At 60.0% G+C, this 10300-nt stretch carries 12 protein-coding genes and 1 pseudogene; 7 read left to right on the plus strand and 6 right to left on the minus strand.

The window, feature by feature from the left end:
* Complete coding sequence (locus CK226_RS33665) at positions 1–1545, plus strand: SpoVR family protein (protein ID WP_095789965.1); 1545 nt, start codon at positions 1–3, stop codon at positions 1543–1545.
* Between the two features lie 628 nt (positions 1546–2173).
* A pseudogene (locus CK226_RS35900) lies at positions 2174–2704 on the plus strand (IS5/IS1182 family transposase); the annotation flags it as partial.
* Between the two features lie 303 nt (positions 2705–3007).
* Here CK226_RS35900 and CK226_RS33680 read toward each other — a convergent pair.
* Both CK226_RS33680 and CK226_RS33685 read right to left on the minus strand, forming a co-directional pair.
* Entirely contained in the window at positions 3008–3325 is a 318-nt protein-coding gene (locus tag CK226_RS33680) for a hypothetical protein (RefSeq protein ID WP_095789964.1), read from the minus strand.
* 281 nt (positions 3326–3606) lie between these two features.
* Entirely contained in the window at positions 3607–4080 is a 474-nt protein-coding gene (locus CK226_RS33685) for a hypothetical protein (RefSeq protein WP_142887723.1), read from the minus strand.
* A 181-nt stretch (positions 4081–4261) separates the two neighbouring features.
* Between CK226_RS33685 and CK226_RS33695 the strand changes: the two genes are divergently transcribed.
* From CK226_RS33695 to CK226_RS33715, 5 genes are all read left to right on the plus strand, one after another.
* The gene (locus CK226_RS33695) at positions 4262–4462 is read left to right on the plus strand and encodes a hypothetical protein (RefSeq protein ID WP_095789961.1); all 201 of its coding nucleotides are present in this window, start codon (positions 4262–4264) and stop codon (positions 4460–4462) included.
* A 314-nt stretch (positions 4463–4776) separates the two neighbouring features.
* Positions 4777–5379: a diguanylate cyclase gene (locus tag CK226_RS33700; RefSeq protein WP_095790034.1), complete on the plus strand. Its 603-nt coding sequence runs from the start codon at positions 4777–4779 to the stop codon at positions 5377–5379.
* A gap of 508 nt (positions 5380–5887) precedes the next feature.
* The gene (locus CK226_RS35905) at positions 5888–6085 is read left to right on the plus strand and encodes a hypothetical protein (protein ID WP_095789959.1); all 198 of its coding nucleotides are present in this window, start codon (positions 5888–5890) and stop codon (positions 6083–6085) included.
* A gap of 491 nt (positions 6086–6576) precedes the next feature.
* Positions 6577–6903: a DUF768 domain-containing protein gene (locus tag CK226_RS33710; protein WP_095789958.1), complete on the plus strand. Its 327-nt coding sequence runs from the start codon at positions 6577–6579 to the stop codon at positions 6901–6903.
* A 901-nt stretch (positions 6904–7804) separates the two neighbouring features.
* Positions 7805–8149 (plus strand): divalent metal cation transporter, encoded by a 345-nt coding sequence (locus CK226_RS33715; RefSeq protein WP_245437930.1) that lies wholly within the window; start codon positions 7805–7807, stop codon positions 8147–8149.
* On the opposite strand, the gene CK226_RS33720 is transcribed toward CK226_RS33715, so the two are convergent.
* From CK226_RS33720 to CK226_RS33735, 4 genes are all read right to left on the minus strand, one after another.
* Positions 8094–8462: a hypothetical protein gene (locus tag CK226_RS33720; protein WP_095794087.1), complete on the minus strand. Its 369-nt coding sequence runs from the start codon at positions 8460–8462 to the stop codon at positions 8094–8096. The genes CK226_RS33715 and CK226_RS33720 overlap by 56 nt on opposite strands.
* A gap of 763 nt (positions 8463–9225) precedes the next feature.
* Complete coding sequence (locus CK226_RS33730) at positions 9226–9636, minus strand: hypothetical protein (protein WP_095789956.1); 411 nt, start codon at positions 9634–9636, stop codon at positions 9226–9228.
* A gap of 396 nt (positions 9637–10032) precedes the next feature.
* On the minus strand, positions 10033–10161 hold the full coding sequence (locus CK226_RS36120; protein WP_280951048.1) for a hypothetical protein: 129 nt from the start codon (positions 10159–10161) through the stop codon (positions 10033–10035).
* A gap of 5 nt (positions 10162–10166) precedes the next feature.
* A partial coding sequence (locus CK226_RS33735) for an SDR family oxidoreductase (RefSeq protein ID WP_143750393.1) occupies positions 10167–10300 on the minus strand: 134 nt, incomplete at its 5' end.

The following is a 10300-nucleotide window of genomic DNA, read 5'->3' on the forward strand; positions in this document are numbered from 1 at the left end:
ATGGTCAGTCAGGCGCGTAAGTCCGAACTACTGTTTTCCGGGTCGGACTGGAATTTTGCGAAACTGGCGCGAGTCTACGACGAGATCGAGGCGCTCGGCCTCGAAGAGCTTGGACTCGACATCTATCCGGTACAGATGGAGGTCATCTCTTCCGAGCAGATGCTCGACGCCTATTCATCCGTCGGCATGCCGCTGATGTATCGGCATTGGTCGTTCGGCAAACGTTTCCTCCACGACGAACTTCTCTACCGCAAGGGCGCGCGCGGCTTGGCCTACGAACTGGTTATCAATTCTAATCCCTGCATCGTCTACCTGATGGAAGAGAACACCATGGCCCTGCAGGCCCTGGTGACCGCGCACGCAGCCCTGGGCCACAACCATTTCTTCAAGAACAATCATCTCTTCCGCCAATGGACGGATGCCGGTGGCATCCTGAGCTATCTCGATTTTGCCAAGAGCTACATAGCCCGATGTGAGGAACGGCATGGCCTGACCGCAGTGGAGGCCATCCTGGATTCCGCCCACGCGCTGATGGAGCAAGGCGTCTTCCGTTACCGGCGGCCGCCGAAGCTGTCATCGGAACAGCAGCGCGAAGGGCTGCGCGAGCGCCTCGAATATGAGGAGCGTTCCTTCAACGATCTCTGGCGAACACTGCCGCCCTCGCCGGGAAAGAGTAAGCCAGAAGCCACCGACGAAATCCTTGCAGAGCGGAAGAAATCACTCAAACTTCCGGAGGAAAACCTGCTCTATTTCCTGGAGAAGAACAGCCTCGTCCTTGAGCCTTGGCAGCGCGAGATCATCCGGATCGTGCGCATCATTGCGCAGTATTTTTATCCGCAGCGGCAAACCCAGGTGATGAACGAAGGCTGCGCCACCTTCGTGCATTACACGCTCATGAACACGCTTTTCGACCGTTGCCGCATCAGCGAAGGCGCCATGCTCGAGATCTTGCGCAATCACTCGAACGTCGTCTTCCAGCCGGCCTATGACGACCCTCGCTATTCCGGCATCAATCCCTATGCGCTGGGTCTGGACATGATGCAGGATATCCAGCGCATCTCCACCGCGCCGACTGCGGAGGACCGCGACTGGTTCCCCGACATCGCCGGCCGCGGCGACTGGCGTGACATCTTGCTCGATGCCTGGGCCAACCACCGCGACGAATCCTTCGTCCGCCAATATCTGAGCCCGACGCTGATCCGGAAATGGCGGCTATTCATGCTGGCCGACAGCGCCGACGAGCCGCACTACGAAGTCGCCTCGATCCACAACGAGCGTGGCTATGCCAAGATACGCTCAGCGCTCGCTCAAACCTACGACGTGGGCGCGAGCCGGCCCGACATCCAGGTGATTGACGTCGATCTGCTGGGCGACCGGCGCCTGAGGCTTCAGCACACGGTGAAGAATGGCATCATGCTCGAGGGCGGAAGCCGCGACGCGACCTTGCGCCATATCCGAAACCTTTGGGGCTACGAGGTCAGCATGGTGGCACTGGATGCTGAAACCGGTGCGACGCTCAGCGAACGCTCGACAAAGGAAATTTGAGTTCGGGGGCCGCCACCCTCGCCGTGTTTGGCGTCGGCATAGGCGACGCAGCGTTGTCTTAGTGCGCTTGCCTTCTTCCGGCTTGGTCAGCATGTCTTTTAGCCAATGCAGAGCCTGGACGGCTAAGCATTCCTTGTCGGCTCCTTGGGGACATGCAATCAGACTCGTCGAGGGCACAAAGAGCGGCGAGCAACGGCTTTGCTATGCCCGGCAAGCTGTCGAACACAGCTGAAGCCGGAACGTCCTGGTCCACCAAATTGAAAGTGAGCTGTTTGGTCGGAAAGGTAAGACGCTCACCAACTTCACGCTCACGCTTTCCGCCCTCAGTCCGATCTCGTGGCTATTTGACCAGCTACGTCTGCCCGATCTGCCATCAGGTGGTCGATATCGAAGACATCCGGCAGATCATATGGCACCAGCAACCTAAACATGAACTGTTGCAGATGGACGAAAAGCCGTCCGACCGGTTGGCGACCAGGAGCTTCGCCCTATAGTTGTTGTCGCTGAGGTTCTCGATAGGCCGCTGCGCAGGAACTCCTCCCCTCTTGCGGACTGCGGCCTGTCGTTTCAGCGCGGGGCTGGTGGGATGACATAGTTCGTCCGCCAGCCCCATTTCTATCTGCTTGCAAAGCGCCGTTACTATCGCTGGATCGAGGCTGGCGTGTTCGACCGGTTGGTCGAAGCGATCAGCAGTGATCCAAATCTGGAATGGCTGATGAATTGACGCGACTCTTGTTCGCCCGGGCTGCGGGGGCCCGGCGTAAAGGAGAATTTGCAGCCCAGGCTCTCGGCCGCTCGCGAAGCGGATTCGGCACCGTCGTAGGCGCACTCGGCTTGCCGGTCACTTCGAGATCGGGCCCGGCAATCAAAACGACATGGCACCTGCCTGTGGACTGGCCGAGGGGTTTGCTGCAGGCCAAATGATCGCCGACCGCTTATGATTCCGATCGACTGCATGATGTGATCCTCGAAGGTGGTGAACCGGTCATCCAGCCGCGGCGCCGTGGCAAGCACCAACACATCTACGACAAGATCGCCTACAAAAACTGCTGGGGCATCGAGGCGTTCTTCGCCAAAGTCAAGACGGCGCATCGCAACGGGCTACGGCAAAATCGCTGCCAACGTCCTCCGCTTCCAGCGTAGGTCCGCCGGGAAATGAGAAATAAACGTCGAAATAGGGGATCTGCCGGTGGGCAAAATAGTCGCAATCGTCCTCGGCTACCCGCGCCAACGTCAGGGGCGTTTCAATGTCGTAGAAGCAGAACTGTCCCGTGCTCAGCGAAGCAAGATCGTCGAAGATTGCTCAGCCTTAGCATCCGCACAATGGCGTTCCAATGGGAGGGGTGCGTCGTAGGCTGTGCTTTCCAACGCCACAGATGGCCAAACAAACTTCTCAAGCTTGGCATCGCAACAACCTTCTGCGTTATCAAGCCTGAAACGGAGAATGATGTTCCTTCCATTCCTAGCGGAGGGCTGCGGCGAACAGGAAGGCGAGCGCGGGCAGGACAACCAGCCCCAAGATGACCAGGACCGGCCCGTTCCTGCGCGGCTTGAGGTGGGGCGCGTTCTCCGGCGGTCGCATCGCGTTGGCAAAGCTCGCCTGGTTGGTGAAGTTCGGGTTGCGGGTCGCAGCCGGTGCAGCAGAGGTCGAGACACCGCCCGCCTCGGCGTCCGCTTCCTGCGGCACTGCCGCCGGATCGAACCCCGGGGTCTTGTCTTGCGTCCTGCCGGCCTGGATTTCGCCACGGGCCTCGGCGGGTGTACGTTCGTCAGGTGACATTCGGCGCCTCCTTTGCTACCTAAACCCGCATCCGGCCCCGCCGTTCCAACCGCCCTCCTTGAAACCCGGAGGGAACTTTCGGGACTAGGGCAGCTTCCATCCTCGACACCAAGAGAAGGAGGCGGGAATGCAAGTTCTCGACACAGCGATACATGCCAGCCCCGGAACTGTGAGGGTCGAATTTGTCGGCGAGGACGGTGAAAGGTCTCTGTCACGATGGCCGTGTCCGACCGGTTGCTTGACCACGGCGCCCTTGTTGATCGTGCCAAAGAGTTGATGGTTCAGTGCGCCGCGTTTGGCGGCCCGCCTGCACAAGACTTGCGGCGCGGAAACAGGATGGCGGCCGGCCCGGCATCGAGCCGCCAAGCGATACGGGCCAGGATCTCTATACATTCGAATATCGCGAGGGTGGCAGTTTGAGGCGTCTCGAAGGCGTGGAATTGCGCAACCTGGAAGCTGTTCATGATGAAGCGTTGCGGTCGGCGATCGACCTGCTCGACGATGCGGCTGCCGAACCTCTCCAGGACGGCTGGGCAGTTCGGGTTCGTGGCAGCGACGGCGAGATCGTGCTGTCCGTCGGTTTCGATGAGGCAAGGCGAGAAAAGGCAGGAGCCGCCGCAATGGATGGAGCCTAAGGCCATGGACCACCCGACGATGAATCCCTTTATGTCGCTGCACGCGATGTCCGCCGCAAAGGGCGACGGCCAGAGGCCCGAGTTCCTCATCTGCTTGATGCTCGGGCGGCTTTGTTCCACCTGTAATCGAACTTCACCAGGAGACGGGTTTGACCCAGGCCGGTCCAAATCCTGTTAGGGACTTGAAACAGCTCCGAAGCAAAGTGTGGTGCGTTTCCGTGCCGGCGGAGTACGATCAGCCGTGCGACGGAAGAGATGCGCCCGTCAGGGGTCGCCATGGCAGCGCCCTTGGCAATGATCATTGAAGACGTATCTGATTGCGTCGGACGTGGCGAACGGTCTGAAGGAGCGAGGCGATGTCGTCGTGTCCGCCGAGGAACACGAAGGGCACATCGCGCAGCATCAGATCGTCCGCAACGGGGAAAATTTTGCGGCCGTGCAGGTCGATGCTTTGGCATACCCTCGGGCCTGCTCCAGCGTGCCACCGGTCGTCCCAAGATGATCGCGCCCAAGTCGGCGAAGACCGTCGCCAGATTGCTGGCGAGCAGCCACTCGTCCTGCGCGCTCAAAGCTGAAGTCCCCTCAGCGTCTCACACCCGAGCCCTTCAGTTCGCATTCCGACATGGCGAAGCCGTAGCCATAACGCGCCAAAACCGAGGCGCATGACGATGAGGTCATAGGGAAGCACATGCTAGAACGCAGCGACCGGTGAACCGTTCCGGCCGTTCGCTGCATGCACTTCCATCTGGTCGCGGAGGCATGGAACCATTTCGCCGGCGTGCGGTTCGATGGATGGAGGCAAATAGGAGCCGCGTCGTGCTTACCGATCCGATGGTTCTCATCCTGATGTATTTCGTCTTGCCGGTCTGGCTGATCGCTGGCTTTGCCGATTGGCTCTGCCACCGTGCGACCCACATTGAATCCACGACTGGTGCGAAGGAATCGCTCATCCATCTGCTGATGTTCGCCGAGGTCGGGATCCCGCTGCTTGCCGCAATGTTCCTCGAGGTGAACGCCTTCGTGATCGCCGTGATGATCGTCTCCTTCTTCATCCATGAAGGGACGGCGATATGGGACGTGCGTTACGCGACCACCGCGCGCACGGTGAGCCCGATCGAGCAGCATGTGCACAGCTTCCTGGAGATGATCCCGCTGATGGGGCTGGTCAGCGTGGTGGCGCTTCATTGGGGCCAGTTCCTGGCGCTGTTTGGCGCCGGAACGGAAAAAGCTCGCTTCGACCTGATTTGGAAACATCAGCAACTGCCGGTGACATATATTGCCGCCGTGATGATCATTATCGTGCTGTTCGAACTGCTGCCCTATTTGGAGGAGTTCTTCAGAGGCCTGCGCGCCAACTCGGGCGGATTGGTTCCAGCCAAGGCAAAGCGGCACAAGGCCGGCGACACGGCCGCGCGATGAAGCGTCTGATCCTCTCAGCCATTCTGGTCGATAGCGTGCGGCGAAGGCTGCTGGGAACCGCCAGCCGGACGCCCGCTATTCTGGCCAGCCCAAATCCAGAGGGCGATCAGAACGACCACCAGAATGCCGAGCGCAATTGTGATAAGACGCATGAGCGGCTTCCGCCGCCTGGCCTGTTGGCGGCCGAGTCCGAGCCGACGCCAACCGCCGGATCGGGCGCCACTGGACCGCGCTCGGCTTCCGGACTTTCCGGCTCGATCTCCTGGACAGCCGGTCCCAGTGTTTCTGCTGGCGTCGCCCGGGGCGGCCTTCGCGTTCCTATATCTCGTGGGCGCGTTGCCTGATGCGTTCTTCCCTGTCCATGCCCGGCTCCTCTCACGGCTGAGCTCTACTGTCCGCGCCTAATCGGGTACGGGGGGTGTTCCACGGAGAACTTAATTCGGGCTGCCCGATATGTGGGAACTCCGCCCTCGCGCCGGTGTTTTCCTCCATCACCCGGAGATCAGCCATGAACAACATCCAAAACCGTCGCGAGACAGGTGCCAGGAAATATCCGGCGAACACCGATCCCGATCCCAGCGACGAATTTTCCCAGGACGCCGCCGGCAGCGGAAGACCTCACGTCGATCCAGTCCTTAGCCGCAAACGGCGCGAGGTCGAGGATAAGACTCACCATTCGGAGGGTCGCAATCCGCGCGGCGGCTGACGCCGAGCCCGGCGACCGAAAAAAGCTCAGGCGCTGGTCCCGCGGTCGCGGAGCATTCCAAGGATGCCAAGGCGCCCAGGAGTGGCCGTCAGCCCGGCGCCTATGTAAAGGAATGAACAGCACCTGCCGGAACATAGCGTCGACTTCTAAGTTCCAAACCGATCGTCCAGGCGATCCTCATATCCTCGGGACGGTCTGTCAGGCCCGTGTTGCGGGCCTGCCGCAACACGGCGGACCGACCATGCAAAGCCTCAAGCAGACGTATCCAGAGAGCGCTGGGCGCGGTGACGCGCGCCATGCGGCGCGCGCCGTCAAGAAGCTGACCATCTCATCATCGGTCAGGCCGTTGATGGGGATGTTGGGCTGGAAAAGGAGCTTGTCCTAGCCCGGGGCGGAACCGTCCCCACGTTGGCCCCTTGTTCCTTGCGATTTCGGAATTCAAGGGAACTTTGGCGTCATCGTCCGGTTATCTCGCGTCGAGGAGGTGATCGATGAACGCGACGAAGGAATTCCTGCGCAGCTGGCTGGAGGAGAATGTCGGCAACTTGCCTGCCGAAACCGAGGTCAGTGTTTCGATGCTGGCGCAGCAATTTGAGCAAGACGCCGATGCCGCCGGCTACGGTCGCGAGGTGCGAGAGCAGGAGGTCGGCAACATTGAAGACGCCATTCAACGTGCGCTGGACAAAATCGGCGAAGATAACAGAGGAGCGGAATCCGGTCCCGAGAAAGAGAATTCATTGGCGCCTGTCGTTGATGCCTTGGAAGCTGTCGATCCCGAACAGGATAATGTCGAGGGCTCGGGGAAGCCGGCTGGCTAGCGGGTCTCCTTGCTCTGCGTCGAGACCACCGCGTCAATAGGTGTCTCCTTCGCGCAAGGCTTCGGACAAAGAGACCACCAACCTCTCCCAGCGTTCCGCCATGATCCTTCGACAGTTTCGAAACTGCCTGGGTGAGCGCTTCGAACTCCAAAAGGCTGAGTGGAGAGTTGCTTCATAGTTCCTTTGTCGCGAGGCGGACGCAACAGGCAATCGGACGCTTCCCACGCTCTTCTGTTCGGTGAGCGCGATAGTCCAGCTTCTGGCGCGCTCAAGTCTTGGCAAGGTCGCGGCTCATGATTGTCCCGATGAGTTGAAAACATTTGCGAAGCTAGGTCGGGCATGGAAACCGGCCCGCCTCGATTGCGCAAATCCCGAGCGCGGAGGCACTTTCCCACGGCTGCGGCTTTCTTCGTGATTTCAACGAGGGGAAGATGTTGCGCACCGTTGCCCGGCCGAGCCGGGCCTTCCTGCCCTCTGCTGGTGATACCGTCGACCATCATTCGAAACTTGCAACCTCGACGGCGAGGCGGCGGTGCTGCTGAGTGATGCCTGGCTGTCCGGCGCCGCTCCGTCCCGCTACGCATCCTCTGTCTTGAAATTTTTTGCCAAGACACTCGCCGACCCCGGCCGGCAAGTGGAATCAGCATTTCAGTCCGACCGGGCAAAGCGCGATGGGCTGGCAGAGGCTCTCACCCGGTGTCGAACGCGGCAAAGCGGGCCAAGGACGGGGTCGAGGCCGAACAGCACGCCGAGGCCGGACAGCCGCAACAGGAGCTTCGCGCCGCGCAAGGCGACTTGGCTACTGCCTATCGACAATATTCCTCGCCGAGCCGATGAAGAAGCTGCTCGAGATCTCGCTCGGTGTCGTCACCAGCGTCGGCGGCTTCTGGACGTCGGGTCGATGGCGGCGGCGGCACAGGCCGGCGCGCTGTTCGGCTTCCAGCTCATCTGGGCGGTCGTGCTCGGCACGATCTGTATGATCTTCCTGGTCGAGATGGCCGGCCGCTTCGCCGCGATCATTCATCACACCATCGCTGACGGCATCCGTGAACGGTTCGGCTTCAATGCGTTTATCTGGCCGCTGATTGCAACCTTGCTGGTTAACTTCCTCGTGCTTTCCGCAGAAATCGGCGGTGTTGCATTGCTGTCGAGCTGGGTAGTGCATCAGTTTGAAATTCTGAAGCGCGGGTCTACTTCCACACAATCCAGTCCAGCACGCCGGACTGAACGCGTTCGCACCCGGTAAAATCGTAAACCAGGGTCTGGGCGAGATCGCGCCATTGACACTCCGGTGTCTTCATTTCCAAGACCAACTTCTGAAAGACTTTGCGGAGAATGTCGGCATCGAACGCGGACACCGGGTGCTGCTCAACGTTTCTGGTCGCCTCGTCTATCTTGCGCTGGCGCAGCCGCTTTAGAAGGTCGCGTGATGCAGCGACTGCCCGCCGGGACTGGTCCAGATCGCGACGAATTTCGGCGATGTCACTTATAGAGCGATGGCGCGAGACAAAGGTGGCGTCGATCATCGCCCGCGCGATGTCTGTACGGCTTTCGATCATAGCTACCTCCCAATAGCTAGGATTTTAAGTACCTCTATTTAAAGCGGGTCTCCAAGGGATTCAACGTCGGTTTGATACCAAGTAGGCCGGGAGAAGGCGACATTGCTCCAGCAATTTGTCCGTCAAAGCCGGAACCGGATGGTAACGAACGTCGCCGATTTGCAGCAAGGCATCCAGGTCGGGAGCTTCTTCATCCAGGCGCCGTTGCATCATCCTCGTGGCAGGTCGCTGCTCTCGTGTGATCAGCGAACGCCTCTCGATAGATCTGAGCTATGAAGTCGATAATATCACTGGGGCTGGCGCTTGCCGGCGGCAGCATTCGGGCAAGGTCATCGCCTGGATCGGCACCGCGATGTTCACCGCGCTGGCCCTCGGCGCGCCCGACGGATCAGCGCTGTGTACCGCCGGAGGCTTCGCCGCGATTGCTTTTCGCCACCATCGTTCTGCCACTTGCAACGTCTCGCCACGCTTCCGATGCGCGGTATCAGGCCGGCCGGCGCGATGAAAGCGGGGCATCAGAAGTGGGATTTGAACGGCCTCGTAGGCGAGTCGGGTTCACTTTCGGTTTTTGGAGTTGATCAGAATCGCAGCCTCGGGCCGACTAAGCCCGATAGGGGAGCGAGGATAATTTGGCTGAGGAGCAGGTGTCGTGAGCGGGCGTTGTTGCGTTGTGACCACAGAAACAGGCGGGAGCCGGTCAGCCTCGGCTTCCGGCTCCAGCGGCTCATGCCGCCCCTCTATACTACTGCCGAGCACCGTCGATTTAGCGTGTTGCGGTCGATAACCCAGACACCACGCGCTCGCTTGCGCTTGAGAAAACAACAAAGGCGAATACCAGCACGGCGGCAGCCACGATCAGTGAACCTACGGCGACGACGGGTTCAATCGCCGTATAGCCTTGGTGCAGCATCAGATACAGAGCTGGCAGCATTACCACCAATCCGACGTTGTAAAGGCCGTAGTGGACCATTGCGGTTCTCCGCGCTGCCTTTACCGGATTAAGAGCGTAGTAGCCGCCAAAGATAGCGCTTGTGACCCACCCGAGCAGATTGATGTGTGCATGTGCAGGAAATGCACCGTGGTCGCCCGAGATCGCCATCTGCAAGCCGGCGCCGATCCCCAGAATAAGCCATACGATAGCTGTTTTAAAGAAAAGGTCTGAAACCCTAGGCATGACACTTCCTCCCCAGAATGCCGATTTTAACAGGCTGATATTAGAGGTTGCTGAAAAAGCAATGCAATCAAAATCCAAGGACCGTTCCACAAAACCACAAAGGACGGAAACTGGCATAAGTTGCATCCGAGATTGTCGAATTTTACCTGAGCGACCGAGTCTCAACGGCGACGCAGTCTTTCGGGTGACCTATAGGTCACCGGGCGTTGCCGGCACGTAATAAAGCAGAACCAACCTACGGGGTCTTCGTGGCCGGGTCGATTTAGACCGCCGTACCGCGGATTTAGTCCTACGCGGGTCCGACCGGACTGGCCAGGAGACCGCCAGCAAACTCGTGATAAAGCGCCAGGACGACCTCGTGCTGTTTCCAGATCATCAGCGCGCCGCTTACGACCATCAGCGCCACGACGGCCGCGCGGAATTGGCGGCACAACTCATCCGCTCGAGCCATGGACTTGCCGCAAGCGTCGAGAGTGCCGCGCCAAGGCCGGTCGCCAGGCCGAAGAGACCAAGGCCGATCTTCATGGACACTACCTCACGCCAATGCCGGCGGTCAGGCCGCCGTCGATCCTGTAATCGGCGCCGGTGCAGAAGCCGGCTTTTGACGAGCACAGGAAAGCGATGAGCTCCGCCACTTCCTCCGGCTCGCCGATGCGGCCAAGCG

The organism is Mesorhizobium sp. WSM4311, from assembly GCF_002295115.1.
GTDB lineage: Bacteria > Pseudomonadota > Alphaproteobacteria > Rhizobiales > Rhizobiaceae > Mesorhizobium.